Source organism: Micromonospora sp. MA102 (assembly GCF_025460765.1).
Taxonomy (GTDB): domain Bacteria; phylum Actinomycetota; class Actinomycetes; order Mycobacteriales; family Micromonosporaceae; genus Micromonospora; species Micromonospora halotolerans.
Genome location: NZ_JAMWEG010000012.1, coordinates 77,362 through 103,515, shown reverse-complemented (window position 1 = coordinate 103,515; position 26,154 = coordinate 77,362). Strand labels below are relative to the sequence as shown.

27 protein-coding genes are annotated in these 26,154 nt (G+C 75.8%); 19 read left to right on the top strand and 8 right to left on the bottom strand.

Annotation, left to right across the window (positions count from 1 at the left end):
* The first annotated feature begins 29 nt into the window (after positions 1 to 29).
* The 18 genes from NFX44_RS22980 to NFX44_RS22895 all read left to right on the top strand — a co-directional run bounded on the left by NFX44_RS22980 (position 30) and on the right by NFX44_RS22895 (position 16,941).
* A complete protein-coding gene (locus NFX44_RS22980; RefSeq protein WP_262285653.1) occupies positions 30 to 1,184 on the top strand; it encodes an FAD-dependent oxidoreductase in 1,155 nt (384 codons plus the stop codon).
* A gap of 150 nt (positions 1,185 to 1,334) precedes the next feature.
* Positions 1,335 to 2,102 (top strand): DUF3153 domain-containing protein, encoded by a 768-nt coding sequence (locus NFX44_RS22975; RefSeq protein WP_262285652.1) that lies wholly within the window; start codon positions 1,335 to 1,337, stop codon positions 2,100 to 2,102.
* A gap of 110 nt (positions 2,103 to 2,212) precedes the next feature.
* Positions 2,213 to 2,557 carry a hypothetical protein gene (locus NFX44_RS22970; RefSeq protein WP_262285651.1) on the top strand — a complete coding sequence of 115 codons (345 nt, stop codon included), beginning with the start codon at positions 2,213 to 2,215 and terminating at the stop codon, positions 2,555 to 2,557.
* 14 nt (positions 2,558 to 2,571) lie between these two features.
* Positions 2,572 to 3,180, top strand: coding sequence for a glycine zipper family protein (locus NFX44_RS22965; protein ID WP_262285650.1), 609 nt, complete (start codon positions 2,572 to 2,574; stop codon positions 3,178 to 3,180).
* Positions 3,177 to 3,857: a carboxypeptidase-like regulatory domain-containing protein gene (locus NFX44_RS22960; RefSeq protein ID WP_262285649.1), complete on the top strand. Its 681-nt coding sequence runs from the start codon at positions 3,177 to 3,179 to the stop codon at positions 3,855 to 3,857. The genes NFX44_RS22965 and NFX44_RS22960 overlap by 4 nt, the downstream gene beginning before the upstream one ends.
* A gap of 17 nt (positions 3,858 to 3,874) precedes the next feature.
* The gene (locus tag NFX44_RS22955; protein ID WP_262285648.1) at positions 3,875 to 5,092 is read left to right on the top strand and encodes a phage tail sheath subtilisin-like domain-containing protein; all 1,218 of its coding nucleotides are present in this window, start codon (positions 3,875 to 3,877) and stop codon (positions 5,090 to 5,092) included.
* 1 nt (position 5,093) lies between these two features.
* The gene (locus tag NFX44_RS22950; RefSeq protein ID WP_262285647.1) at positions 5,094 to 5,576 is read left to right on the top strand and encodes a phage tail protein; all 483 of its coding nucleotides are present in this window, start codon (positions 5,094 to 5,096) and stop codon (positions 5,574 to 5,576) included.
* Positions 5,577 to 7,050: 1,474 nt separating this feature from the next.
* Complete coding sequence (locus NFX44_RS22945; RefSeq protein ID WP_262285646.1) at positions 7,051 to 7,215, top strand: hypothetical protein; 165 nt, start codon at positions 7,051 to 7,053, stop codon at positions 7,213 to 7,215.
* Positions 7,215 to 7,970, top strand: a complete 756-nt coding sequence (locus tag NFX44_RS22940) for a hypothetical protein (RefSeq protein WP_262285645.1) — start codon at positions 7,215 to 7,217, stop codon at positions 7,968 to 7,970. The genes NFX44_RS22945 and NFX44_RS22940 overlap by 1 nt, the downstream gene beginning before the upstream one ends.
* Positions 7,967 to 9,538: a phage baseplate assembly protein V gene (locus NFX44_RS22935; RefSeq protein ID WP_262285644.1), complete on the top strand. Its 1,572-nt coding sequence runs from the start codon at positions 7,967 to 7,969 to the stop codon at positions 9,536 to 9,538. Before NFX44_RS22940 ends, NFX44_RS22935 begins: the two co-directional genes overlap by 4 nt.
* Positions 9,538 to 9,876, top strand: coding sequence for a hypothetical protein (locus NFX44_RS22930; RefSeq protein ID WP_262285643.1), 339 nt, complete (start codon positions 9,538 to 9,540; stop codon positions 9,874 to 9,876). The genes NFX44_RS22935 and NFX44_RS22930 overlap by 1 nt, the downstream gene beginning before the upstream one ends.
* Positions 9,873 to 10,310: a GPW/gp25 family protein gene (locus NFX44_RS22925; RefSeq protein ID WP_262285642.1), complete on the top strand. Its 438-nt coding sequence runs from the start codon at positions 9,873 to 9,875 to the stop codon at positions 10,308 to 10,310. The genes NFX44_RS22930 and NFX44_RS22925 overlap by 4 nt, the downstream gene beginning before the upstream one ends.
* Positions 10,307 to 12,910, top strand: coding sequence for a putative baseplate assembly protein (locus tag NFX44_RS22920; protein WP_262285641.1), 2,604 nt, complete (start codon positions 10,307 to 10,309; stop codon positions 12,908 to 12,910). Before NFX44_RS22925 ends, NFX44_RS22920 begins: the two co-directional genes overlap by 4 nt.
* Positions 12,891 to 13,640, top strand: a complete 750-nt coding sequence (locus NFX44_RS22915; protein ID WP_262285640.1) for a phage tail protein — start codon at positions 12,891 to 12,893, stop codon at positions 13,638 to 13,640. The genes NFX44_RS22920 and NFX44_RS22915 overlap by 20 nt, the downstream gene beginning before the upstream one ends.
* Positions 13,637 to 14,557, top strand: coding sequence for a hypothetical protein (locus tag NFX44_RS22910; protein WP_262285639.1), 921 nt, complete (start codon positions 13,637 to 13,639; stop codon positions 14,555 to 14,557). The genes NFX44_RS22915 and NFX44_RS22910 overlap by 4 nt, the downstream gene beginning before the upstream one ends.
* Positions 14,554 to 15,030, top strand: a complete 477-nt coding sequence (locus NFX44_RS22905; protein ID WP_262285638.1) for a hypothetical protein — start codon at positions 14,554 to 14,556, stop codon at positions 15,028 to 15,030. Before NFX44_RS22910 ends, NFX44_RS22905 begins: the two co-directional genes overlap by 4 nt.
* A gap of 48 nt (positions 15,031 to 15,078) precedes the next feature.
* Positions 15,079 to 15,849: a hypothetical protein gene (locus NFX44_RS22900; protein WP_262285637.1), complete on the top strand. Its 771-nt coding sequence runs from the start codon at positions 15,079 to 15,081 to the stop codon at positions 15,847 to 15,849.
* Positions 15,850 to 15,933: 84 nt separating this feature from the next.
* Positions 15,934 to 16,941, top strand: coding sequence for a LacI family DNA-binding transcriptional regulator (locus NFX44_RS22895; protein WP_262285636.1), 1,008 nt, complete (start codon positions 15,934 to 15,936; stop codon positions 16,939 to 16,941).
* 64 nt (positions 16,942 to 17,005) lie between these two features.
* Here NFX44_RS22895 and NFX44_RS22890 read toward each other — a convergent pair whose 3' ends face one another.
* The 8 genes from NFX44_RS22890 to NFX44_RS22855 all read right to left on the bottom strand — a co-directional run bounded on the left by NFX44_RS22890 (position 17,006) and on the right by NFX44_RS22855 (position 24,584).
* Positions 17,006 to 17,614 carry a bifunctional 4-hydroxy-2-oxoglutarate aldolase/2-dehydro-3-deoxy-phosphogluconate aldolase gene (locus NFX44_RS22890; protein ID WP_262285635.1) on the bottom strand — a complete coding sequence of 203 codons (609 nt, stop codon included), beginning with the start codon at positions 17,612 to 17,614 and terminating at the stop codon, positions 17,006 to 17,008.
* A complete protein-coding gene (locus NFX44_RS22885; RefSeq protein ID WP_262285634.1) occupies positions 17,611 to 18,657 on the bottom strand; it encodes a sugar kinase in 1,047 nt (348 codons plus the stop codon). The genes NFX44_RS22890 and NFX44_RS22885 overlap by 4 nt, the downstream gene beginning before the upstream one ends.
* Entirely contained in the window at positions 18,654 to 19,571 is a 918-nt protein-coding gene (locus NFX44_RS22880) for a PmoA family protein (protein WP_262285633.1), read from the bottom strand. The genes NFX44_RS22885 and NFX44_RS22880 overlap by 4 nt, the downstream gene beginning before the upstream one ends.
* Positions 19,568 to 20,176, bottom strand: coding sequence for a hypothetical protein (locus NFX44_RS22875; protein ID WP_262285632.1), 609 nt, complete (start codon positions 20,174 to 20,176; stop codon positions 19,568 to 19,570). The genes NFX44_RS22880 and NFX44_RS22875 overlap by 4 nt, the downstream gene beginning before the upstream one ends.
* Positions 20,173 to 21,039, bottom strand: coding sequence for a carbohydrate ABC transporter permease (locus tag NFX44_RS22870; RefSeq protein WP_262285631.1), 867 nt, complete (start codon positions 21,037 to 21,039; stop codon positions 20,173 to 20,175). The genes NFX44_RS22875 and NFX44_RS22870 overlap by 4 nt, the downstream gene beginning before the upstream one ends.
* Before the next feature lie 55 nt (positions 21,040 to 21,094).
* A complete protein-coding gene (locus NFX44_RS22865) occupies positions 21,095 to 22,075 on the bottom strand; it encodes a carbohydrate ABC transporter permease (protein ID WP_262285630.1) in 981 nt (326 codons plus the stop codon).
* Between the two features lie 25 nt (positions 22,076 to 22,100).
* Positions 22,101 to 23,441: an ABC transporter substrate-binding protein gene (locus tag NFX44_RS22860; RefSeq protein ID WP_262285629.1), complete on the bottom strand. Its 1,341-nt coding sequence runs from the start codon at positions 23,439 to 23,441 to the stop codon at positions 22,101 to 22,103.
* Between the two features lie 96 nt (positions 23,442 to 23,537).
* Positions 23,538 to 24,584, bottom strand: coding sequence for a LacI family DNA-binding transcriptional regulator (locus tag NFX44_RS22855; protein ID WP_262285628.1), 1,047 nt, complete (start codon positions 24,582 to 24,584; stop codon positions 23,538 to 23,540).
* A gap of 239 nt (positions 24,585 to 24,823) precedes the next feature.
* Here NFX44_RS22855 and NFX44_RS22850 point away from each other — a divergent pair, with 239 nt between their 5' ends.
* Entirely contained in the window at positions 24,824 to 26,152 is a 1,329-nt protein-coding gene (locus NFX44_RS22850; RefSeq protein ID WP_262285627.1) for a Gfo/Idh/MocA family protein, read from the top strand.
* The last annotated feature ends 2 nt before the right edge of the window (positions 26,153 to 26,154 follow it).

The window sequence follows — 26,154 nt, the reverse complement described above, 5'->3', positions numbered from 1 at the left end:
GTTCTACAGGCGTAGAAGGGTGGTCGGACATGGGCGAGCCGCACGCGATCGTGGTCGGCGCCGGCATCGGCGGGCTCGCCGCGGCGCTGGCCCTGCACCGCCGGGGCTGGCGGGTGACGGTGCTGGAACGCGCCGCCGCACCACGCGAACTGGGCACCGGCCTGACCCTCATGGCCAACGCGCTGCACGGGCTGGACGCCCTCGGCGTGGGCGACCCGATCCGCCGGCAGGGCGTGCCGGACTCGCCGGGCGGGCTGCGGACCGCCGACGGCCGGTGGCTGTCCCGGATCGACGGGGCCGCGCTGGAGCGGACGCTCGGCACCGCCGCCCTCGGGATCCACCGGACCGCGCTGCACCGGCTGCTCCGCGAGGCCCTGCCGGCCTCGGCACTGGTCACCGGGGCCGACGTGGTCGACGTCGACGCCGACCTGCCCGCCGTGACGTACCGGCGGAACGGCACGCCGACCACGCTGCGGGCGGACCTCGTGGTCGGAGCCGACGGCCTGCACAGCGTGCTGCGCCGGCGGCTCTGGCCGGACCTGCCGGCCCCTGCGTACTCCGGTTCGACGGCCTGGCGGGCGGCGATCCGCTGGACCGCGCCGGTGGCGACGGCCGTCACCTGGGGGCCGGGCCGGGAGTTCGGCACCGTCCCGCTCGGCGACGGAGGGCTCTACTGGTACGCGGCCGAGACGGCCCCGCGGGGCGGTCACGAGCCGGACGAGCTGGCGGCCGTCCGGGACCGCTTCGGCGGCTGGCACGAGCCGATACCCGCGCTGCTGGCGGCCACGCCGCCCGAGGCGGTGCTCCGGACCGACCTGTTCCACCTGGCGACCCCGCTGCCGTCGTACGTCCGGGGCCGGGTGGCCCTGCTCGGTGACGCGGCGCACGCCATGACGCCGCACCTGGGGCAGGGCGCGGGGCAGGCGATCGAGGACGCCGTGGTGCTCGGCGCGGCCTGCGCCGGCGGAACGGACGACCTGGCCGGCGCGCTGGCCGCGTACGACCGGCAGCGGCGGCCCCGCAGCCAGGCGATCGCCCGGGCCTCTGCCCGCGCCGCGCGGTACGGCCAGCAGCTGCGCCATCCCGCGGCGGTCGCCCTGCGCGACGGGGTGCTCCGGCTGACCCCGGCGAGAGCGGCACTGCGCGCCGCGGCCCGGTACGCCGACTGGCGGCCGCCGGGCTGAGCGAAATTGCGCGGCGCGCAATCCTCCAGAATATCGATCGGGCCCGTTTTCCGGGTCGGTCGAATGGGAGAGGGGGCCGGTAAGATCGGCGACAAACCGGTGACTGATCGCTGACTGCGAGACGTGACGGCGATCACACACACTGTGCCCATGAATACGGGACTCGGCCGCAGCAGGGCATTCCGCCTCGCGGTATGTCTCGCCCTCGTGGCGGCACTGAGCGGCTGCATGCAGCTCAATCTGGGGCTGACCGTCGACCCCGACGACACGGTCACCGGCCAACTCTTGCTCACCGCCGAGAAGTCCGTGCTCAAGCGGCGGAACCCCGACGTCACGGCGGCCTTCGCCGAGCTGCGGCAGAACATTCCCACCCTCCCCGCCGGCGCCGAGACGCGATATGAGGACGCCAACTACTACGGCATTCAGATCGCATACCGGAAAACGCCGTTGTCGCAATTCACCAGCGAGAGTCTGAATCTCGCCCGGGACGGCGATCTCTACCGCTTCTCGCTCCCGCTCGATCCCAAGAAATACGGCGGAAAGGTCGCCGAACAGGATCCGCGGAACCAGCAGGCTTTCATGACCTTGATGTCTTTCGAGATCTCCGTAACCTTCCCCGGCCGGGTGCTGGACACCAACGGCACGATCAACGGCCGGTCGGTGAGCTGGAAGGTGGTCGCCAACCAGCCCAAGCCGGCCGAACTGCGTGCCGTGGCCGAGGCCCCGGCGCGACCCTCGTCCCCGGTCACCTCGGCCGCCGCCGCGGCCGCCGGCGGCGGGTTCCCCTGGCTGCTGGTCGTGGGCGGGGTGGTCGTGCTGCTGCTGGTCGCCGTGGTCGTCGTCCTCCTGCTGCGCCGCCCGCGCGGCCCGGCCGCACCCACCCCCGCGCCCACTCCCCCGGCCGACCGGCCGGCCTGAGCGGGCGCGGCGCCGTCACCACCCGGGCGGCACCCGGATCCGCACCAGCCGGGGCCGCCGCACCACCCACCCCGACCGCACCACCGCACCAACCGAAGAGGGGGATCGCCGTGAACGATCTCTTCACCTGGGCCGCCCTGGGCAGCCTCACCGGCGCCAGCGCCGCCACCCTGCTCGCCACCAACGTCATCGGCGGCCTGCTCGGCCCCAGCGGCGACAAGGCGCGCAAATGGATCGCGCTGGGCTTCGCGCTCGTCCTGTCGTACCTGACGGCCGCCTTCGCCGAGGACGCGGGACCAGAAAGTTGGATCATCGCGTTCTTCAACGGGCTGGTCATCTTCTCCGCCGCCCTCGGCATCAACCAGCTGCCGCCCGGCAACCGGCAGGCGACGAACGCGTCGCCGACCCAGCTCGCGCAGGGCCGCGAGCCCCGCTACATCCGCTCCTGGGTCTGAGAGAGGTGACCCCCATGGTCCTCGGCATCATCAGCGCCGCCGTCCACATCGTCCTGGGCGCCGTGCTCGGCGAGGCGGCGGGCGGCACCGTCGGCCTGCTGATCGGCGCGGTCGCCGGGCTGCTCGTCGGCGCGCCGTTCGGCTGGGCGGTCGCCTCCGCCGGCACCTACGGCGCCGGCCCGAAGGGCATCTTCCTCTTCGTGGTCGACCACACCTGGAGCCTGCTCAACACCGTCGCCGGCGCGCTCTACCTGGCCCTGCACCTGGTCTTCGGGCACCAGCTCGACCGGGTGGTCTCGCAGGGCAGCGGGCGGGTCAACGTGGTCGAGGGCGTCTCGCCCCGCTACGCCACCACCATCGGCACCGTCTGCGCCGGCTCCAGCCTCGGCATCCAGCGGCACGAGGACGTGCACGTCCTCCAGGCGCGGCTGCTCGGCCCGCTCTACCTGCCGCTGGTCGCGCTCAACTACGTGCTGTTCACCATCGCCCCGGTGTGGCTGCTCTGGCACGACCACGGCAACGCGCCGATCAACCGGTTCACCCGCTACTTCGAGATCGGCGTCTACCCGCACGTCTGGAACGAGGCCATCGCGTACCGGATCCAGGGGACGCCGCCGCGATGACCGGAGCCATCGAGGCGGCCGTCGCGGACCTCGCGGCCTGGCTGACCGGGGCGGCGGGTGACCCCGTCCCGGTCGGCCCGCCCCGCGACGCCCCCGACGGCGGCCTCACCGTCTGGCCGCTGGAGCTGCGGCCGGCCCGGCAGACCGCGGCCAGCGGCGGGGCGCGCGAGCCGTACCGGTTCGTGGTCCGGCTGCTGGTCAGCGGCGGCGGGCCGGCGGCGCTGCCGGCGCTGGACCGGGTCCTCGCCGCCGCCACCGCGGCCGGCCAGCCCGAGGTGGTGCTGGCCGCCGGGGACCCGGCGCTCTGGCGGGCCCTCGGCGTGCCGCCCCGGCCCGCACTGCTGCTCGACGTGCCGGCGCGGATCGACCGGCCGACGCCGGCCGCGCCGCCCGTGCGGCAGCCACTGCGGCTGCGGCAGCTCGACATGCGCACCCTCGACGGCCGGGTGGTCGGGCCGGAGCGCCAGCCGCTCGCCGCCATGCGGGTCGAGCTGGTCGGCACCGCCCAGGCCACCGAGACCGACGCGGCCGGCCGGTTCCGGCTGGTCGGCGTCCCGCACGACCCCGACGCCCCGGACCGGCCGGTGCGGATCCGGCTGATCGGCCGGGGCCGCACCCACACCGCCGAGCTGGACCCCGCCGACGGAGACCACGTCGTCGTCTGCGCCCCCGACTGACTCCTCAAGGAGGACCGATGCCCACCTACTTCTCCCCCGGCATCTATGTCGAGGAGGTGCCCAGCGGGGCCCGCCCGATCGGGCCGGTCGGCACGAGCACCGCCGCCTTCGTCGGGCTCGCGCCGAACCGCGCCGCCCACGTCGACGAGGCCCTCGCCGTGAACAGCTGGTCGGAGTTCCTCCGGCTCTACGCCGACGGCGAGCACCTGGAGAGCACGCCGCTGGCGCGCGCGGTCTTCGGCTTCCTCGACAACGGCGGCACCCGCTGCTGGGTGGTGAACGTCGGCGAGGGCGGCCAGCTCACCGGCACCGGCGGCCGGCGCAGCGGCCTGCAACTGCTGGAGGCCATCGACGAGATCTCGATCCTGGCCGCGCCCGGCTACCACGACCCGGTCTCGCACGAGGCGCTCATCAGCATGGCCGAGCGGCTGCGCACCATGGTCGCCATCTGCGACCCGCCGCCCGAGGTGGCCGACATCTCCCGGCTCACCCGGGTCGCCACGCCCGGCAAGCCGTCGTCCGGCAAGCCCGCCGACGGTACGCCGAAACCCGACGACGACCCGCCCGGCGGCGACCGGCCCCGGCAGTCGGACTTCGCCACCTACTACTTCCCCTGGATCCGGGTCCGCGACCCGCTCAGCGGCGACCTGGTCCTCACCCCGCCGAGCGGGCACGTGGCCGGCATCTGGGCCCGCACCGACGCGCTGCGCGGCGTGCACAAGGCGCCGGCCAACGAGCCGGTACGCGGCGCGGTCGACCTGGCGTACCGGGTCACCCGCCCGGAGCACGACGTGCTCAACCCCAAGGGCGTCAACGTGATCCGCTTCTTCTCCGGCGAGGGCATCCGGCTCTGGGGCGCCCGGACGCTCGCCGCCGAGGCCAGCGAGTGGCGCTACCTGAACGTGCGGCGGCTCTCCATCGCCATCGAGCTGGCCATCGCGGGCGGCACCCGGTGGATGGTGTTCGAGCCGAACGACTACACCCTGTGGCGCTCGATCCGGCGGGACATCGGCGCGTTCCTCACCCGGGTGTGGCGCGACGGCGCGCTGCTCGGCCGCACGCCCGAGGAGGCGTTCTTCGTCAAGTGCGACGAGGAGACCAACCCGGCCGACGTGCGCGACGCCGGGATGGTGGTGGCGCACATCGGCATCGCGGTGGTCAAGCCCGCGGAGTTCGTGGTGTTCAAGCTGAGCCAGTGGGCCGGCGGCACCGAGACCGAGACGATCGGAGGCTGACATGCCCACCACGGCCACCCCGCAGCCGGGCGCGCCCGTCGACCCCTACCGGGCGTACCACTTCAAGCTGCTCATCAACGGCATCACCAACGGGCACTTCACCGAGGTCAGCGGGTTCGAGGTGGCGATACCGTCGCTGGCGTACCGGGAGGCCGGCAACGAGCGGATCCGGGCGGTACCCGGCCAGGTCGAGTACGCCCCGGTCACCCTCCACTTCGGCCTGACCGCGTCGCGCGAGCTGTGGGACTGGGTGAACGCGGCCGCCAAGGGCACGGTGAACCGGCGCAACGTCTCGGTGGTGCTGCTCGACCCGGCCGGCACCGCCGAGGTGCTGCGCTGGAACATGATCAATGCGTGGCCCACCCGGTGGCGGGGCGCCCACTTGAACACCCTGTCCCAGGAGATCGCCATCGAGGCGCTGACCCTCGCGTACGAGGGGCTGGAACTGGAGTCCGGCGGTGCCGCCGCCCCGGCGCCCGCGTGACCGGCTGGCCCGCCTGCTCCGGGCCGCCGCCGACCGCCTCACCACCGGGCCCACCACCTCGTCGGCCGAGACGCGCGCACCGCGCCTGCCCGGCGAACCCCCCGAGCACTGGCTCCGCCTGGTCGCCACCCACGCCCCCGGCCTCCTCCACGACCTCCCCCGCTCCGCACCCACCGCCGCCGACCGGCCCGCTCCCGCCGACCGGGATGTCCGCGTCGGATCCGACGCGGACACCGTCATCGACGAGGCCGGACCGGGCCCCGGCGGGGCGGAGGCGCGGGGTTGGGAGCGGGGCGCTCCCGGGCTGCCGCTGCGGTCCGCGGTTCCGGGGTGGTTCGGATGGGGGACGGGCGATGAGGCGACCGGGTCCTCCGGGGAGAGGGCCAGCGCGGCAGCCGATGGCTTCGCCTGGTTGCGGGGACGCTACCGCCCCGGGGGCGGCTCCGGCCGGGCCGGGGCAGCCGGCCGGGCCGGGCATGCCGACCTCGGCAGGCTCGCCGGACCGGAGGGGCGTGCGGGACGGCTCGCCGGCGGGGGCGGGCGTCCGAACGGGCTCGCCGGCCGGGACGGACGTCCGGGCGGGCGTGCCGGGCTTGGCGGACACCCCGGGCCGGGCTGGCCTGCCGGGCCGGGCTGGCCTGCCGATGCCGACGCGGCGGGCGGCGACCCGTACCGGTACCCGTCGACGTGGGGTGACGGGAACACGGGGCACGCACCGTCGCGGGACGCCGCCGCCGGAGGCGGATCCACGCCGGGCGGCGGGGACACCCGGCCGCTCGGCCTCCGAGGGGGACCGGTCGCGCCCGGCGCCGCGGCACACGCACCCCACGCCGGCCTGCCGGATGCCTCGTCCTCCGGCGACGCCGTCGTCTCGCCCGGGTGGTCGTCCCACCGGGCCGCGTGGGCGCGATCGTCGCCCGGCAGGCCCGGCGGCCCACCGGGATCGTCATCCCGGGAGACCGACGGCCCGCCGGGATCGTCGCCGGGCCGGACCGGTACCCCACCGGGATCGGCGTTTCCGGGGACCGACACCCCATCGGGGCCGGTGGCCAGTGCGACCGGCGGGCGCGCCCGGTCGGGGCCGGGCGCCGTCGCCGGCGGCGGGCCCGAGCCGGGCCCGGCCGGCCGCACCGCCCGGGTGTTCCCGGCACCCGACGCCGGCCCGCCCGTGCCGACCGTCGCGTTCTCCGGCCCGGCCACGGGCCCTCGCCGGCCCGGGCGGTCGGCCGACGCGTCACCGTTCGACGGCGGCTCCGGACCGGCGACATCCGGGATCGGCACCGCCGCGGCGGCGCCCCGGGCCCACGCCCTTCGGGTGCGTCTGTTGTCGCCGGAACGACAACAGACGCACCCGAACCCGAGCGGAGACGGCACTGCGGGACGGCCGGCGCCGGGCCGTCCGGACTGGACCGCCGCGGCCGCCGGGCCGTGGCCCGCGCTGCCGCCCGAGGCCGGTGACGCAGGGGGGTGGCCGGTGCCGCCGCACCCGGCCGGTGACCGTGCCGCGGGCGCATCGGGATCGGCCCGGCAGGATCCGTGGCCGGCGCTGCCCGACGACCGGGAGCTGTGGGCGCCGGCGGTCCCGGCACGCGACGTCGACCGGCTGGCCCGGCTCGACCGGGAACAGGCGGGTGACTGATGGAGCGCGTCGCCTTCCTCGTGGACGAGTCCGGCACCCGGGTGGACTGCCTGCTCAACCCGGAGACCGTGCAGGTGACACGGCTGGCCGGCGTACGACCCCGCGGCGCGCCGGACGGACCGCTCACCGGGGCCGGCCTCGCCGACGACCCGCTGGTCTTCACCGGCGGCGGGCGGACCGAGCTGGTGCTGGACCTGCTCTTCGACACCGACTTCGTGGAGTCCCCGGTACGCCCCGAGGACGTCCGCGCGCTCACCCGCCCGCTGTGGATGCTGGCCGAGAACTCCGCGACCGAGCACGGCTGGCTGCGGCCCCCGCTGGTCCGGCTGGTCTGGGGCAAGACCTGGAACGTGCCCGGCGTCATCGTGGCCATCGCCGAGCGCTTCGACGCGTTCACCCTCACCGGCACCCCGCGCCGCTCCTGGCTGCGGCTCAAGCTGGTCCGCGTGGCCGAGACCGCCGAGGCGGCCCGGGCGGGCTTCGAGGAGGAGCTGGCCGCGGCGAGCACGCCGACCGTGCCGCCCGGGTCGGCGGTGGTCGCCGCGGCCGACGGGGCGGCCGAGCCGGGCTGGTCCGGGGTCCGCTTCGACCTGCTCGCGCACGACGCGCTCGGCTCGCCGCTGCGCTGGCGGCTGCTCGCCGAGCACAACCGGATCACCGACCCGCTGACCGTGCCGGCCGGCACCGCCCTGGCCGTGCCGGCCACCGCCGCCGCGCCGCTCCCCGCCGACGCCGCCACCGGAGGTGCGCCGTGATCCGGGCCGCCGCCGTCACCGTCGACGGGATCCCGCTGGCCGACCCCGGGCGGCTGCGCGGCGTCCGGGTCGCCGCCCGCCTGGACCAGCCGACCCAGTGCGAGGTCACCCTGACCACCGCGCCGGGCGCCGCCGCCCTCGACCCCCCGGTACGCCCCGGCGCCACCCTCGACCTGCGGCTGGACGGCCAGCCCGACGCCCTGTTCACCGGCGAGGTGACCGGCGTCGAGGTGGAGTACGCCGGCGACGGCGCGGCGCTGCTGCGGGTGCGGGCGTACGACCCGCTGCACCGGCTGCGCAAGCGGCAGGAGCTGCGGGTGTTCGAGTCGGTGACCGCCGCCGAGCTGGCCGGGGAGCTCTGCGCCGACGTGGGGCTCACCGTCGACGCCGACGCCGACGGGCCGCGCCTGGACCGGCTGCTCCAGCACCGGCACACCGACCTGGAGCTGTTGCGCGAGGTGGCCGGCCGGGCCGGCCTGCACCTGACCGTCGAGGGCGACCGGCTGCGCCTGCTGACCCTCGACGGTCACGGCGATCCGGTCCCGCTCACCCTCGGCGGCACCGTGCACGCGCTGCGGATCGCGGAGAACCTGGACCGGGCCGGCGGCGGGTGCGCCGCGCTGGGCTGGCACCCGCAGCGCGCCGAGCCGCTGCGCCAGGAGGCCGGCGACGCCCGCTCCGGGCGGCGCATCCCGCTGCGCCCGGATCCGGGCGGGGTGGGCGCGGACGGGGTCCGCACGGCCGTCGACCAGCCGGGCCGCAGCGACGACGAGCTGGCCGCCCTGGCCCAGGCCGGACTGGACGCCCGGGTCGCGGCGCTGGTGACGGCCGAGGGCACGGCCGAGGGCGACCCGGCGTTGCGCCCCGGCCGGCGGATCGCCCTGGCCGGCGTCCCCGAGCCGGTCGCGGGCGTGTACGTGCTCACCGAGGTGGTGCACACCCTCGACGCGAACGGGCACCTGACCCGCTTCTCCACCGTCCCGCCCGGGCCACCACCGGCCGCCGCGCCCGTCGCGGCCACGGTCACCCTCGGCACGGTCACCGACGTGGACGACCCGGACGGGCTGGGCCGGGCCCGGGTGAGCCTGCCCGCGTACGGGGACCTGGACGCCGGCTGGCTCGCCGTGCTCTGCCCGGGCGCGGGCCGGGGCAAGGGCATCGTGGCGCTGCCCGACCCCGAGGACACCGTGCTCGTGGCGCTGCCGGGCGGCGAGCCCGCCTCGGGCGTCGTGCTCGGCTCGCTGTTCGGCGCGGTCGAGCCGTACGACGCGGGGATCGTGTCCGGCCGGTCCCGGCGCTGGTCGATGCGGACCGGCACCGGGCAGTCGATCGTCATCGACGACGACGGGCGCGCCCTGCGCCTGGCCACCGACGGCGGCAGCTTCGTCGAGCTGCGCCCCGAGCTGACCACCGTGCACGCGGCCGGCGACCTGGTGCTCTCCGCGCCCGGCCGGGCCATGGTGGTGCGCGCCCGCACCGTCGACTTCCTGCAGGCGGAGGCGGCCGAGGACGCCGAGACCGCCGCCGCCCAGGCCCGTACCCTCGCCCGCGCCCACGGAGGTGGCTGATGCGCTGGATCCACCGCGACTCGCTGATCACCTGCGACCACGACGGGCGGGTGGCCAACCGCCCCTCGCAGCGGTGGGTGACGGTGCGGGGCGTGCCGGTGCTGGTGGAGGCCGACCCGGAGGGGCGGGACATCACCGCCTGTCCCAACTACGGGCCGACCATCAAGCCCTGCGCCAAGACGCTGAAGGTGACCGTCGGCTACAGCGCCTGGCTGCGGGTGGACGGCCACCGCGTGGTGCTGTCGCACCTGGACGGGCTGACCGACGGCACCCCGCCCGGGCTGGTCCACCACACCGTCCGCGACCCGCGGCAGACGTTCCTGGGGGCGGACGCATGAGGGCCTTCCGGTTCGTCGGCGCCGGCTTCGACGCGGGTCGCACCGGCGGCCTCGCGCTGACCGCCGCCGGCGGCCTGGTAATGACCGAGGGCGACGAGACCGTACGCCAGGCGCTGTTCCTGCTGCTGTCCACCACGCCGGGCGAGCGGCTGATGCGCCCCGGGTACGGCTCCCGGCTGCACCGGCTGGTCTTCGCGCCCAACGACGACACCACGGCCGGGCTGGCCATCCACTACGTGCGGCAGGCGATCCGGCGCTGGGAGCCGCGGGTCGAGGTGCTCGACGTGGACGCCGGGCCGGACCCGGACGACCCGTGGCGGCTGGTGATCCGGCTCGACTACCGGGTCCGGGCCAGCCTCTCCCCCGGCCAGCTGGTCTTCTCCGTCGACCTGCTGCCCGTCGACGACGAACCCGGCGAGGAGGGTCCCGCATGACGCTGCCGGTGCCGCACCTGGACGACCGCGCCTTCCTCGACCTGGTCACCGAGGCGCGGGAACGGATCCGCCGGGCCTGCCCGGACTGGACGGACCTCTCCGCGCACGACCCGGGGATGGCGCTGCTGGAGGCGTTCGCCTACCTCACCGAGGTGATGATTTACCGGCTGAACCAGTTGCCGGAGAAGGCGTACGTGTCCTTCCTCAACCTGCTCGGGGTGACCCGGCACCCGCCGGCCGCCGCCTGGGCGGACGTCCGCTTCACCCGGACCGGCGCGGACCGGGGCGCGGTCCGCGTCCCGGCCGGCACCCGGGTCGCCGCCGCCCGGGGCGCCGACCCCCGGCCGGTCGTCTTCGTGACCACCGAGCCGGCCGTGCTGCCCGCGGGCGAGACCGAGGTGACGGTACGCGTACATCACTGCGAGCCGGTCGAGGCGGAGCTGCTGGGCACCGGCACCGGGCAGGCCGGGCAGGTGTTCCGCGCGGCCCGCGCGCCGCTGACCCGGACCACCGAGGCGCTGGACCTGCTGCTGGGGGTGGAGGTGCCCGCCGGTTCGGTGGAGCTGGGCGCGGCCGCCCGGGAGCACGAGGGCCGCACGTACGAGGTCTGGCGGCCGGTGGACAGCTTCGCCGGCGTCGGCCCGCAGGCCAAGGTCTACCTGGTCGACCGCGCCTCCGGGGTGGTCACCTTCGCCCCCGCGCTGGACCTGCGGCCGGCGGACGGGGCCGGGCCGGGTGTCGAGGGGGCGCCCGGCCCGGTGGCGGCGGTGCCGCCGGCCGGGCGGCAGGTCCGGCTGTGGTACCGGTGCGGCGGCGGGCCGGCCGGCAACGTGGCGGCCGGGACGCTGACCAGCCTGCGCGACCCGCTGCCCGGGCTGCGGGTGGACAACCCGGCGCCGGCCGCCGGCGGCCGGGACCTGGAGTCGATGGAGTCGGCCCTGGCGCGCGGCCCGTACGAGTTCTTCGCCCAGCAGCGCGCGGTGACCGCCCGGGACTACGAGATCCTGGCGGCCGGTTCCGGTGCGGTGGCCCGGGCCCGGGCGTTCACCCGGGCGTCGGTCTACAGCTTCGCCCGCCCCGGCGAGGTCGAGGTGGTCCTGGTGCCGTACGTGCCGGAGCAGGCCCGCCCGGGCGGCCGGCTGCCGGTGGCGGTGCTGCGGGAGCACGAGGTCGAGGAGGCGCGGCGCCGGGTGGAGGCCGACCTGGAACGGCGGCGGGCGCTCGGCACGGCGGTGCGGGCCGGCTGGGCGCGCTACAAGGCGGTCTCCATCCGGGCCCGGGTGGTGGTCCGCCGCGAGGAGGACGTCGACGCGGTCCGGCGGCGCGTCCACGACCGGCTGCACCAGACGCTCAGCCCGCTGCCCACCCCGCTCAACCCGGCCGGCTGGGCGTTCGGCGAGCCGCTGCGGGCCTCCAACGTGTACCGGATGCTGGAGCACGCCGAGCCGGGCGTGCGCTACGTCGAGTCGGTCCGGTTCGTGGTCGACGAGGCGCCGGACGCCCAGGTGCGGACCGTGGCCGTCGACCAGTACCAGCCGGGCACCTGGTACGCCGGGCGCGGCCCGGTGCTGTTCCGCTCCACCGACGCGGGCGCCGGGTGGGAGCCGGCCGGCCGGTTCGACGGGGAGAGCGTCGTCCGGGTGGTGCCCGCCCCCGCCCCGGTCCGCCCCGGCGTGGTGCCCCGGGCCGGGTCGGTGGCCGTGGTGACCGCGCGCGACGCGGGCGGCTCCCGCGTCCGGTTGAGCACCGACCTCGGCGAGACCTGGACGCTGCTCACCGACCTCGACTCCGGCGTGCGGGACCTGGCCTGGATCGACCGGGACGGCGCCGGGACGCTGCTGCTGGCCACCGACGCCGGCCTCTACGAGGTGTCCCTGCTGCCCGGCGCGGTGCCGTTGCAGATCCTGGTCGACCCGGCCGACGCCGACCGCGGCTTCTACGCGGTCCGGTCGTTCGTCTCCGAGCGCGGCGCGCCCGGGGTGGCGGTGGCCGCGCAGGCCGGCTTCGGCGTCTACCTGTCCACCGCGGCCGGCCGCCCCGGCACGTTCGCGCACGTCGGCCTGGCCAACGTGGACAACCGGGTGCTCGCCGTGCAGTACGACGGCCCGGCCACCCTGCTGTGGAGCGGCGCCGGCGAGCCGGACCCGAAGAAGCCCGGGCAGGGCTGCCACCGCACCCGGCTGTTCGAGTCCGACGTGAAGTGGCAGTCGGTGGCGGGCGGCTGGATCGGCGGCACCTGCCGGGACCTGGCGTTCAGCGGCACCCTGGCGCTGGCCGCCACGCAGAGCGGCGGGGTGGTCCGGCTGGACACCCTGGCCCCGCAGCCGCAGTGGCAGGCCGTGATGGTCAACTGCGGCCTGCCGCTGCGGGACCGGACCCGGTTCGTCCCGGTCGACGCGATCGCCGCCACCGGTGGGGCCGGCCGGCTGGTTCTGGCCGGCGGCGAGCGCGGCGTGTACCGCAGCGGCGACGCGGAGGACTGGGCGGCCAGCGCCAACCAGGCCACCGCCGACGTGGTCACCGTCCCCGGCACCTGGCTGCTCTGCTCCGGCGAGCACGACATCGAGGTGGTGCGGCAGGATGCGCCGAGCGGCGATTGAGCGGCTGCTGCCGGCCGCGTACCAGCGGGCCGCCGGCCCGGGCAGCGTGCTGGGCGCGCTGCTGGACGTCATGGAGGCGCTGCACGCCCCGGACGAGGCGGTGCTCGCCGACGTCGACGCGCTGTTCGCGCCGTACCGCACGCCGGACGGGTTCGTGGCGTACCTGACCCGGTGGGTGGCCATGGACCACGTGGTCGCCGCGCCCCGGGCGGACGCGCCGCTGCCACTGCCGGTGGGCCGGCTGCGGGACCTGGTGGCGCACGGCGCGCTGCTGGCCCGGTGGCGGGGCACCCCGTACGGGATGCGCACCGCGCTGGAGCTGGCCACCGGGGTGACCGGGTTCGTGCTGGAGGAGCCGGCCGAGCGGCCGTTCCACGTGGTGGTCCGGGTGCCGCCGGCCGCCGCCGACCGGCTCGCCCTGGTCACCCGCATCGTCGAGGCGGAGAAGCCCGCCGCGGTCACCGTCGAGGTCACCACCGACCCGGCCACCGACCCCGCCGACCCGGAGCCGCCCGCCACCGACCCCGCCGACCCGGAGCCGCCCGCCACCGAACCGGAGCCGCCCGCCGCACACGCCGAAGCCGCCGACGCCGACGGCGACGGCGACGGCGACGGCGACGGCGACGGACCGGACGGTACGGCCACCGGGGTGGCGTCCGTCCCCGCGGTCGGCCGGGCCCGCGTGCCGTCCCCCGCACCCCACGAGCAGCCGTCAGAGGAGCCGTCATGACCACCGAATGGGCCGTCGTCGCCGCCGCCGAGCAGTTCACCCTGGACGCCCGCAACTGCGGCGAGCTGACCTTCACCGTCTCCAACCCGGGCGAGGCGCCGGACACCGTGGTCTTCGACGTCGCGCCCGGCGAGGGCAGCCAGCGCGGCTGGTTCACCGTGGCCGAGCCGCAGCGGGTGGTGCCCGGGCAGGGCTCGGTGTCGTTCCTGGTCCGGCTCGCCGTGCCGCCCGGCACCCCGCCCCGGCGCTACGACATGACCGGCTTCGCGTACTCGGCGAACACCGCCCCGGAGGAGAGTTCCCGGTCCAGCGGCCGGGTGACGTACGACGTGCGGGCCGTCGTACCCCCGAAGCGCGCGCCGTGGCCGTGGCTCGCGGCCGCGGCGGCGCTTCTGCTGGTGGTGGGCGGGGTGGTCGCCTGGCTGGTGACCCGCGGCGGTGACCCGCCGCCCCCGCCGCGGGCCCAGGTGGTGACCGTGGAGGCGGAGAGCCTGGTCTCCGGCGCGACGGTGCAGTCGACCAGCGCGGCGGCCGCGCAGGTGGTGTCCCAGCCGAACTGCTGCGAGGTGGTCTGGTCCGGCGACGCCCAGCTGTTCTTCCAGGGTCGGGCCGTGGGTGACCGGGTGACCGTCTCGGTGGACCTGCCCACCGACGGCACCTGGCGTCTCGCCACCGTGCGCACCACCTCGTTCGACTACGCGAACACCATCTGGCTGGTGGACGGCCGGCAGGTCGGGGACAGCTTCTTCGGCTTCACCCCGACGGTGGTGCGCACCGACTTCGTGGACGTGGGCACCGTGGAGCTGGCCCGGGGCCCGCACAAACTGACCCTGGTGGCGGTGAGCCGGACGCAGGGCACCGACCGGTACTTCGCCGGGGTCGACCAGATCCGGTTCACCCAGCTCCTCGCGCCGTGAGCGGGCGGCAGAAGGTGCTGCTGGCGGCCCTCGCCGGGCTGCTCGTGGTGCTCTACCTGGTCGCAGTGGGTGGCGGCCGGCACGACCGGGGCGACCCGGCCGCCGGCCCCGGCTGGCTGGCCCGGTTCGGCGGGAACGCCGGCACGGTGGACCCGGCGACGGTGACCGCGGCGTGCGTGCCGCCGGCCGCCGAACCGAGTCCGTCCGCCGAGGGTCTGGTGGTCGGCTTCGGCACCGCCTGCCGGCTGCGGGTGGCGGACCCGGGCGGCCTGCGCAGCCTGGTGCTGCGCAGCGGGGCGCCGTTCGTGGTGAGCGCCCCGGCGCCGGGCGACGCCGACGTGACGGTGACCGACGAGGTGGCGCCCGGCGACGACGGCACGGCGGTGGCGAAGGTGGCGGTGGACGGGGCGACCGAGGTGGCCCTGCGATGCCCGGGAGGTGGCGGATGCGTGGTCACCGTGGCCCGGTCCTGACCGGACGCGGGCCGGGCCGGCCGGCGCCGGCCGGTGGGGAGGCGTGCCATGGGTGAGCTGCGGAAACCGTTCCTGCTGCTGGCGCTGCTCGCCATCGCGCTGGTGGTGGGGCTGGAGCTGGGGGCGGCGGCGCTCACCGGCGGCGGGGACGCCGGCGGCGCGCTGCGGGACAGCGCCGGGCGGCTCGGCGTCGAGCTGGGCGACGTCGGCGCGGTCACCGAGCCGTCCGGCCGGGGCACCGGCCACCTGGCGCTCGTCGACGTGGTGGCGCTCTGGACCACCGGGCTGTTCGCCCTGAGCCTCGTGGTGCCGGACCGGATCCAGGGCCGGGTGCAGGGGGTGGCCACCCTGGTCTTCTCGATCCTGCTGCTGCTTGCGTCGCTGGTCCTGCTGATCGTCTCCTTCGTCGAGCTGACCGTGATGGTGTCGCTGTTCCTGGCCGCGCCGTTCGGCACGCTCGCCTACCTGGCGGTGTGGGGGTTCTTCCCGGTCGGCGACGCGGCTGTGCTGCTCGGCCTGGTGCTGCTGCTCAAGCTGGTCTGGGCGGCGCTGCTGCTGCTCGCCCAGCCGCGCTTCCTCCAGAACAAGGGCCTCGTGCTGCTGGCGCTGACCACCCTGCTGTGCACGGTGGTGCTGGAGTTCCTGCACCAGTTTGTGCCGGGGATCCTGGTCAGCATCACCGACGACCTGGGCGCGGTGGTGTTCGCCGTGGTGGCGCTGATCTGGGCGCTGGTCCTGCTGATCGGCTCGATTCCCGCCATCGTCAAGGCGATCCGCAGCACCGCGACCACCTCCCGCCCCACCGCGCGCGCCCGGTGAGCACCGCCTCCGCCGTTCCGGGCACGGCTTTCCCGGCGGTGCTGCGGTAGCCTCTCGGCCACCGGGGTGTGCGAGGGGGTGCGCATGGCGACGTTGGCCGATGTCGCCCGCCGGGCGGGCGTCTCCCCCGCGACCGCGTCGCGGGTCATCAACGGCAGCAGCAAGCCGGTCGCCGACGAGCTGCGCGAGCGGGTGCTGAAGGCCGTCGCCGAGCTGCGGTACGTGCCGAACGCGCACGCCCAGCTCCTGGCCCGGCCGCAGCGCAGCGTGGTCGGCGTGCTGGTGCACGACGTGTCCGACCCGTACTTCGCCGAGGTGACCCGGGGGCTGCAGCGGGTCGCCACCGAGCGGGGGCGGCTGGTCATCATCTGCAACAGCTACCGCGATCCGGAGCGGGAGGTGGAGTACGTCGACCTGCTCCGCGCCCAGCAGGTCGCCGCCATCGTGCTGGCCGGCTCCGGCTACCACGACGCCACGGTCAACGCCCTGCTCGACGAGCGGCTCGCCGCGTACGCGGCCACCGGCGGGCGGGTCGCGGTGATCGGCCGGCACCGGCACCGGGGCGACGCCGTGCTGCCGGCCAACGAGGAGGGCGGCCGCCTGCTCGGCGCGGAGCTGCGCCGGCTCGGTCATCGGGCGGTGGGCGTGCTCGCCGGCCCGCGCTCGCTCACCACCACGAGCGACCGGCTCGCCGGGCTCGCCGCCGGCCTGGGTGAGCCGCTGCCGGAGGCGCGGATCCGGTACGCGGACTTCACCCGCGACGGCGGGTCCCGGGTCGCGGCCGAGCTGCTGGACGCCACGCCGGGGCTGACCGCGATCGTGGCGATGAACGACTCGATGGCCGTCGGCGCGCTTAACGTGCTGCGCGCCCGCGGCGTGCGGGTGCCCGCGGAGGTCTCCGTGGTCGGCTTCGACGACATGCCGATCGCCGCCGACGTGACCCCGGCGCTGACCACGGTCCGGCTGCCGCTGGCCGGGCTGGGCGCCCGCGCCATGACCCTGGCCCTGGACGCGCCCGACGGCCACGACCGGGTGGAGACCGTCCCCGCCGAACTGGTCCACCGGGACAGCCTCGGCCCGGCCCCGGCCTGACCGGCCGCCGCAACCCCGGCCCGACCGGGCCCACCCCGGCTCGACGGCCGTGGGGCCGGCGGGCTCAGCCGGGACCGGCCGCCAGGGCGGCGAGGCGGGGGATCTGCCGCGGGTCGGACAGTGCCGACCCGACGGCCACCACCCGCGCCCCGGCGGCCAGGAAGTCGCCCGCGTTGCCGGCGTCGATCCCGCCGGTGGCCACGAACCGCGCCTCGGGCAGCGGTCCGGCGACGGCCCGGAACCAGGCCGGCCCGAGGCTGACCGCGGGGAACGCCTTCAACCAGACCAGGCCGTGGTCGAGCGCCCGCTGCGCCTCGGTGGGGGTGGCCACCCCGGGCAGGTGTGGGATGCCGTAGCTGACCGCCGCGTCGGCGATGGCGAGGTCCAGCCCGGGGGCCACGGTGAACGCGGCCCCCGCCCCGGCGGCCTGCCGGACCTGGGCGGGGGTGCGGACCGTGCCGGCGCCGACCAGGCGGTCCCGCCGCCGGCCCGCCGCCACCGCGGCGCGCAGCGCCGGGACCGCGTCGGGGGTGCGGATCGGCACCTCCACCACGTCGATGCCGAGGTCCCAGGCCTGCTCTGCGAGCCGGACGGTCTCGTCCGGCGGCAGGTCGCGCAGGATCACCATGACCCGCGCGGGTCCGAAGATCGGCTCGAAGTCGTGCCCGCTCATCGTCCGCTCCCTCCACCGTGACCGCCCGCATTCTGCACCCTGCCGGCCCCATCCGGCGCCCGCTGCGGCGGACCGGCGGGCTCCGGTGGCACGAGGGTGGCCCACCGCGGGTCGGGCAGCGCCAGCGCGCGGGCCGTCCAGTCCGGATCGGGCGGTGGCGCGGTGTCCCCGGCGGCGGCCAGCGCCGGGACCGCGGTGAGGTGCCCGAGCCGCAGGCAGGCCGCCGGGTCGAGGCCGCGCAGCAGGCCGGCCAGGAAGCCGGCGGCGAAGGCGTCCCCCGCGCCGACCGGCTCGCGCACCGGCGCCGGCAGCGCCGGCACGAACACCCCCGCCCCGGTACGCGGCAGCGCCGTCGCGCCGACCCCGCCGTCCTTGACCACCACGAGGTCCGGGCCGGGCAGCAGCGCGCGGACGTCGGCCGGCGCCGTGACGCCCCAGAGGGTGGCCGCCTCGTCCAGCCCGACCAGCACCACGTCGGCGCGGTCGGCCAGGTCGCGCAGCACCGGGGCGGCCCGGCGCGCCGGCCAGAGCCGGGGCCGGTGGTTGACGTCGAAGCTGATCCGCGCGACGGGCAGCGGGCGGGCGGTGAGCGCGTGCGCCACCAGGTCGCGGCAGCTCCGGGAGAGCGCCGGGGTGATCCCGGTGAGGTGCAGCAGCCGCACCCCGGCAAGCCGGGGGTCGTCGAGGGCGCGGGCGGTCAGCCGGGACGCGGCCGAGCCGGCCCGGTGGTAGTGCACCCGGGTGCCGTCCGGGCCGGGGTCCTTGAGGTAGACGCCGGTCGGCGCGGCCGGGTCGACGGCGACCAGGCCGGTGTCCACCCCGGCGGCGGCGACCTCGCGGAGCACCCGGCGGCCGAACGGGTCGTCGCCGACCCGGCTCACCCAGGCGGCCCGGTGGCCGAGCCGGGCCAGCGCCATGGCCACGTTGGACTCGGCGCCGCCCACCCCGACGGCGAGCCGGTCGGCGTCCTCCAGCGGGGTGGGGGCGGCGGGCGCGAGCACCACCATGGTCTCGCCCACGCAGGCCACCTCGGGGCCGGTCATTCCGGCCCCTCCGCGAGCCGGTCGGCGACCGCGGCGCGGTCGAGCCGGCCGTCGGCCACGAGCACCCGGTGCCGGTTGCGCCGGGGCCGCCCGGCCGCGACCACGGCCGGGCGCTCGAAGGCGTACGCGACGCAGACGCCCGGATACATGGCGGTCCGCACGAACCAGCGGTCGCCGGGCCCCAGCCCGGTGAAGACCAGGGTGTACGCGCCGCCGCCCGGCCCGGCCGCGGTGAGCGCCAGCCACGGCGCGGCCGAGCCGTTGACCGCCTCCTCGCGCGCGGCGTCCCCGGTGAACACCTCGGGCTCGCCGTCGGCGACCGCGCGCCAGAAGAAGCCGCCGTAGCCGGCGCCGCCGGGCCGGCCGTTGGTGGCCGGGCTGCCCAGGTGCACGTCCCGCCCGGTGGCGGCCGTGAGCGTCGCGTTGACGTCCAGCCACCAGGCGTCGGGGCCGGCCGGGGCGGCGGCGAGCCGGCGCCGCTCGCGCAGCAGCGGCCGGCCGGCCCGGTCCCGCCACTCCAGGTCGTGGTCGAGCCGGTCGGCGGCACGGGCGCGCCAGCCGGTGTGGGCGATCACCCCGTGGTCGTCCCGCCAGGTGTAGCCGGCGTCCCGCACGTAGGTGCGCCCGCCCCAGAGGTTCGCGCCGTCGACGTCCTGCACGGCGAGGGAGGCACCGAGGTGCCAGACGTGGTCGGCGGGCAGCGCGTCGGTGACCGGGACGCCGGCCCGGGTGCGCACGGGATGCAGGTACGGCCGCGGGCCGTGCCGCGCGTCGAGGTCCGGGTGCACGACGTAGCGGGCGACCTCGACGCCGGCCACGACGAGGCGCGGTTCCTCGTCCCCGGCGACCGGGTCGACGGCGTGCCCGGTGGCGCCGGGGACGGGCGCGGCACCGGCGCGCGGATCGGCGGTCACGGCGCCTCCGGGAGGGTGACCGGGTGGCGGGCGGCGACCGCGTGCAGGGCGGCCAGGGCGTAGCCCGCGAGGATCGGCACGGCGACCGGGGTGACCAGCAGGGCGAGCAGCCCGGCCAGGCAGCACACTCCGGTGGCGGCCGCCCAGGTGCCGGGCCGCCGCGCGCAGGTGCCGGCCGCCGCCCGGGCCGCGGCCCGCCAGCCCCGGCCGCCGGTGCGCCCGACGGCGACGGCGACCAGGCCCGCGTACCCGAGCAGGGCGGCGGCGACCCCGGCGGTGAGGGCCGTGGCGGGCCCGCCGCCGGGGACCCGGCCGCCGGCGAGGGCGAGCAGGTCGGCGCCGAGCGCGCCGGCCACGGCGAGGCCGACGGCGCTGGCCGCCAGCCCGGCGGGGAGCGCCCGGCCGAACCGGGCGAGCGTGGTCCGGAGCGGCGGCCAACCGCCGGTGACGCCCCGGTCGTGCAGCGCGGCGCTGGCCGTGGCGACCGCCGGGGCCAGGGTGAGCAGCGGCAGCGCGGCCAGGGCCACGGCGAAGCCGAGCAGCGCCAGGTCGCTGGCCTCGCGCGCGGTGTCCCGCCAGTCCCGGCGGGCCGGCTCGGCGCTCATCCCTTCAACCCGCTGGTGTTGATGCCCTCGACCAGCATCCGCTGGAAGGCCAGGAAGAACAGGAACACCGGCAGCAGCGACAGCACCGACATGGCGAACATCGGGCCGACCGCGCTCTGGCTGGTGGAGTCGATGAACAGGGTCAGCGCCACCGGCACCGTGTAGTCGTCCAGGTTGGACAGGAAGACCAGTTGCCGGAAGAAGTCGTTCCAGGTCCAGATGAACGAGAAGATCGCGGTGGTGACCAGCGCGGGGCGGCTCAGCGGCAGGATGACGTGGCGGAAGACCCCGTACGGGGAGGCACCATCGATCTTGGCGGCCTCGTCCAGCTCGCGCGGGATGCCCCGCATGAACTGCACCATGAGGAAGACGAAGAACGCCTCGGTGGCCAGGAAGTGCGGGATGAGCAGCGGCAGGTACGGCCAGTCCCCGCCAACCAGGCCGAGGCTGCGGAACAGGATGTACTGCGGCACGATCAGCACGTGCCCGGGCAGCAGCAGGGTGCCGATCATGACGGTGAACCAGACCTTGCGCAGCCGGAACCGCAGCCGCCCCAGGGCGTACGCGGCGAGCAGGCAGGACAGCGCGTTGCCGACCACGGTGAGCAGGCTGACCATCGCGCTGTTGAGGAAGAACCGGCCGAAGCCGACGTCGAAGTTGGTCCACCCGTCGGCGTAGTTGCCGGGGGTGAACCGCTCCGGCAGCAACCCGATGTTGTTGACGATTTCCGCCTGGCTCTTCACCGAGGTGCCGACCATCCAGACGAGCGGGTAGAGCACCACCGCGACGATCACGACCAGCACCAGCAGGCGCACGGCCTGCCGGCCGCCGCCGCGGCGGCGGGCGGGAGCGAGAGCGGTCACTGTGCCTCCTCCGTTCGCGACTGCGGGGCTCGCAGACCCGGCTCACTCCTCGCGCTCACGAGTCATCCCCGTCGGAGTAGTGCACCCAGAACCGGCCGGTGCCGAAGAAGACGGCCGTGATGAGCGCGATGGCGACCAGGAACACCCAGGCCATCGCGGAGGCGTAGCCCATCTCCAGGTCGGTGAAGCCGGAGATGTAGAGCTTGAGCGTGTACATGAGGGTGGAGTCGACCGGACCGCCGGTGCCGTTGCTGAGCACGAAGGCCGCGGTGAAGCCCTGGAAGCCGTGGATGGTCTCCAGCACCAGGTTGAAGAAGATCACCGGGGAGAGCATCGGCAGGGTGACCGCCCGGAACCGCCGCCAGGCGCCGGCGCCGTCGACGGCCGCCGCCTCGTACAGCTCGGTGGGGATCTGCTTGAGCCCGGCCAGGAAGATCACCATGGGCGCGCCGAACTGCCAGATCGCCAGCACCATGAGCGTTTCGAGGGCCCAGTCGGGGTCGCTGACCCAGGGCAGCCCCTCGATGCCGAACAGGGCGAGGAACGAGTTGAACGCCCCGTCCCGGTTGAACATGTTCACCCAGACGATGGCCAGGGCCACGCTGCCGCCGAGCAGCGACGGCAGGTAGAACAGGCCGCGGAACAGCCCGACGCCCCGCCAGGTGCGGTTGAGCAGCAGCGCCACGCCGAGCGCGGCGGCCAGCTTGAGCGGCACGGCCACCAGCGCGAAGGTCAGGGTCACCCGCACGGCGTGCCAGTACGACGGGTCGCCGGTGAACATCCGCTCGTAGTTGGCCAGCCCCACCCAGCGCACCTCGGACAGCGGGGTGAGGACGTCGTAGTCGGTCAAGCTCAGCCAGAGCGAGAGCAGCATGGGGATCGCCGTGACGCCCATCAGTCCGATGAGCCAGGGCGAGAGGAAGACGTACCCCGCCAGACCTTCGCCGAGCCGGGCCCGGCCGGCCCCGCGCCGCGTGCGGCGGGGGCCGGTCGGGCCGGTGCGTGCGGTCCGGCCGGGCGCCGTGGTGAGGGCCACGGGCCGCTCCTTTCCGTCGGCGCGGTCAGCCGATCGCAGACTTGCAGGCGGCCATGAACTGCTCGGCCGCCTGGGCCGGGGTGGCCCGGCCGTACTGGGCGTTCTCGGCGGCCTTGGTCAGCTCGGACTTCACCTTGCTGTGCCCCTTGATCGGCACCTGCGGGGACTCGCCGAACTTCTGCGCCAGCTCGGACTCGACCTGGATGGACTGCTTCATGGCCGGATCCGTGGCGGTCTCGCTGACCTTGGCGCGCAGGTCGAGGTTGGACGGCAGGCCGCGGTCGGTGCCGAGCAGGGTGACCGCCTCCGGGTCGTTGTTCAGGAAGTTGATCACGTCGACGGCGACGTCCCGGTGCTTGCTGCCCTTGAACACGGACCAGTACATGGAGGCCCGGGCCCACTGGGCGCTCGGGTCACCCGGGTACGCCACCACGCCCAGCTCGTCCTTGGTGTTCTTCTTCAGGTCCGGCATCTGGTTGGCCCAGACCCAGGAGGTCGCCGCCTTGCCGGTGACCACGAGCTGCTTGGTGATGTCGGTGGCGTTGCCCTCGTGGATCACGTCGGGCGTGGGGGTGGCCCCCCGGTCGCGGGCACTCTTCCACAGCTCGAACCACTTCGTCACGTCGTCGGCCGTGAAGCCGAGTTCCTTGCCGTCATAGAGGTCCTTGCCCTGCTGGCGCAGCCAGACCCAGAACGCCTTGTAGTCGGCGCTCGGGTCCTGGGTGCCGGGCACCCTCGTCTTCTTCGCCACCTGCTCGGCCCAGGCGATGTGCTGCTCCCAGGTCATCCCGGTGGTCGGCTCGGGCAGGCCGTGCTTCTGCAACAGGGTCTTGTTGTAGACGAGACCCTGGGTGTTCTCCCCGGCGGCCACGCCGGCGAGCTTGCCGTCGACCACGCCGTACTGCAGGAGGCTCTTGGGGAACTTCGACACGTCGAGCTTCCCGGAGTCCGTGAAGCTGGTCAGGTCGAGCGTGGTGCTGCGGCCGGCGTACTCGGCGAGGTAGTTGTCGTCGATCTGGAACAGGTCGGGCGGGTTGCCACCGGCGGTCAGGGTGGCCAGCTTGTCGAAGTAGCCCTGGTTGGCCTGCCAGGTCTTCTCGAAGGTGACCTCGGGGTGCTTCTTCGTGTAGAGGGCCAGGGCGTCCTCGGTGAGCTTGGCGCGGGCGTCGCCGCCCCACCAGAAGACGGACAGCTTCACCGGGCCGTCGTCGGCGGCCTCGTCGCCGCCGCAGGCCGCCGCGCCCAGGGCGAGCGGCACGGCCAGCGCGACGGCGGCCAGGCCGCGCAGGAATCGAGGTCGGGTCCGGGGGGTACGGTGATCCCGCCCGGCGGGCACGCCGGCGGTGGGGGACGTTGCGGGGTGCATCTGCGCTCACTCCTCGGCTGTGGGAGGCGACGACGTCACCGCGGCCGTCCACGGGTCGCCCGGGTCCGCACGGCGATGCGGGCCCGGGCCACCACGTCAGGCCCCGGTGCCGTCCCGGCCGGGCGGTGGGACGGGCCCGGTCGAGTCGCGGACGACCAGTTCGGTCTGGAGCATTACCTGTGCGGTGGTGCGACGGTCGCCGGCCCTTGCGACCCGGCCCCGGGCGCCGCGGGGCGCGTCGGAGTCGTGTTGCAGCAGCATGTCGACGGCCGTCCGGCCGGCGGCCGCGGTCGGCGTGGCCACCGTCGTCAACTTGGGCCGGGTCAGCCGGCTCAGCGCGATGTCGTCGATGCCGACGACGCTGACGTCGGCCGGGACCCGCAGGCCGAGCGCGTCGAGCCCTTCGATCAGGCCGATCGCCATGAGGTCGTTGTAGGCGAGCACGGCGGTGACGCCGCTGCGGCGCACCTGGTCGGCCACGGCGCCGCCGCCGGTCTCGGTGGGGTGGTTGGGGCCCAGTACGGTCAGCTCGGCGCCACCGGTCCGGGCGGCGGTCCCGGCCGCCCGGCGGATCTCCCGGTTGGTCCACGAGCCGCGCGGGCCGCCGAGCAGCGCGATCCGCCGGTGGCCCAGGCCGAGCAGGTGCTCGACGGCCAGCCGCGCCCCCTGGCCGACGTCCATCATCACGCAGGGCAGGCCGGTGACCTGGCGGTTTATCACCACCACCGGGACCTCCCGGCTGACCTGTTCGATGAGGCTGTTGCTCATCCGGGGGCTGCACAGCAGCACCCCGTCGACCTGCTTGGCCAGGGCGTGGACCAGCTCCTCCTCGGCGGCCTGGTCCTCGTTGGTGTCGGCCACGAAGACGTGGTAGTCGCGGTGCCGCGCCTGCCCCTCGGCCGCCTTGATCAGGGGCGGGAAGAACGGGTTGGCGATGTCGGCGACGATCAGGCCGATGTTGTGCGTACGGCCGGTAATGAGGGCGCGGGCGGCCCGGTTCGGCCGGTAGCCGAGGTCCTCCGCGCAGGCCAGCACCCGGACCCGGGTCTCGGGGTTGACCAGGTGCGGGGCCGAGAACGTGCGGGACACGGTGGAGATGTGCACGCCCGAGGCCCGCGCGACGTCCCGGATGGTGGCTGGCACGGCGGGCTCCCTCGTCCAGTGTGGTGGCGGTCACTCGGGTGCCGCCAATTAATGCAAACGGTTGCTCCCGTGTCAACGGGACTTCGTCACGGATCGATTGCGGCACCGCTCCCAGCACACCCACTTTTCACCACCAAAGCGGATCTAAGTGGCGCGTTTGGCATCGATCGTTGACGCGGTCTTCGCCGGCGTGGTTTCTTCGGCTGCAAACCTTTGCACTCTCCGGGGAGGCCGACGCCATGTCACCACCCGCCCGGGAACGGGTCCGGCACGCGCTGGTCGGCGCCGGGGCGCGGGCCGAGATGTTCGTCCGCGCGCTCGCCCTCGACCACGCCGACACCGCCGAGCTGGTCGCCCTCGCCGACGTCAACCAGGCGCGGATGGACGCGCACAACCGCTGGCTGGCCGAGCTGGGCCACCCGCCGGTGCCCACCTACCGGGCCGCCGACTTCACCGCCATGCTGGCCCGGGAGCGGGTCGACGTGGTGCTGGTCACCAGTGTGGACGTCACCCACGACGAGTACGTGACCGCCGCCCTGCGGGCCGGCTGCGACGTGGTCACCGAGAAGCCGATGACCGTCGACGCGCCCCGCTGCCGCCGGATCCTCGACACCGTGGCCGAGACCGGGCGGTCGGTCACCGTCGCCTTCAACTACCGCTACAACCCGCTGCACGAGCAGGTTCGCCGGCTGCTCGCCGACGGTGCGGTCGGCGAGATCGGCTCGGTGCACTTCGAGTGGCTGCTCGACGTCCGCCACGGCGCCGACTACTTCCGCCGCTGGCACCGGGACAAGGCCGTCTCCGGCGGCCTGCTCGTGCACAAGGCCGGCCACCACTTCGACCTGGTCAACTGGTGGCTGGACGCCCGCCCGGTCGAGGTGCACGCGGCCGGCCGGCTGTTCTTCTACGGCGAGACCGGCCGCCGGCACGGCTACGCCCGCGACTACGACCGGGCGCACGGCTCCCCGGCCGCCGCCGACGACCCGTTCGCGCTGCGGCTGGCCGAGCACCCCCGGCTGCGGGAGCTGTACCTCGACGCCGAGGCCGAGGACGGCTACCGGCGCGACCGCAACGTCTTCGGCCCCGGCGTCACCATCGAGGACGACCTCGCCGTGCTGGCCCGCTACTCCACCGGCGCCACGATGACCTACCACCTGACCGCGTACGCCCCCTGGGAGGGCTACCGGGTGATGGTCAACGGCAGCCGGGGCCGCCTCGAACTGGAGGTCACCGAGAGCGACCACGTCTCCCCCGCCGTGGCCGGCGCGCTCAAGGGCGCCGCCCTGCACGGCGACGAGGCGGCGGCCGAGCGCGGCGCAGCCCGGCTCACCCTGCGGCCGTTCTGGGCGCCGCCGGTGGACGTCCCCGTCGACGACTGGACCCGGCGGGGCCACGGCGGCGCGGACGCCCGGATGACCCGGGTGCTGCTCGGCGGCGAGCCCGACCCGCTCGACCGGGCGGCCACCGCGTACGACGGGGCGCTCGCGCTGCTCACCGGGCTGGCCGCCAACCGCTCGCTGGACACCGGCGCCCCCGTCCGCGTCGCCGACCTGCTCACCCTCCCCTGACC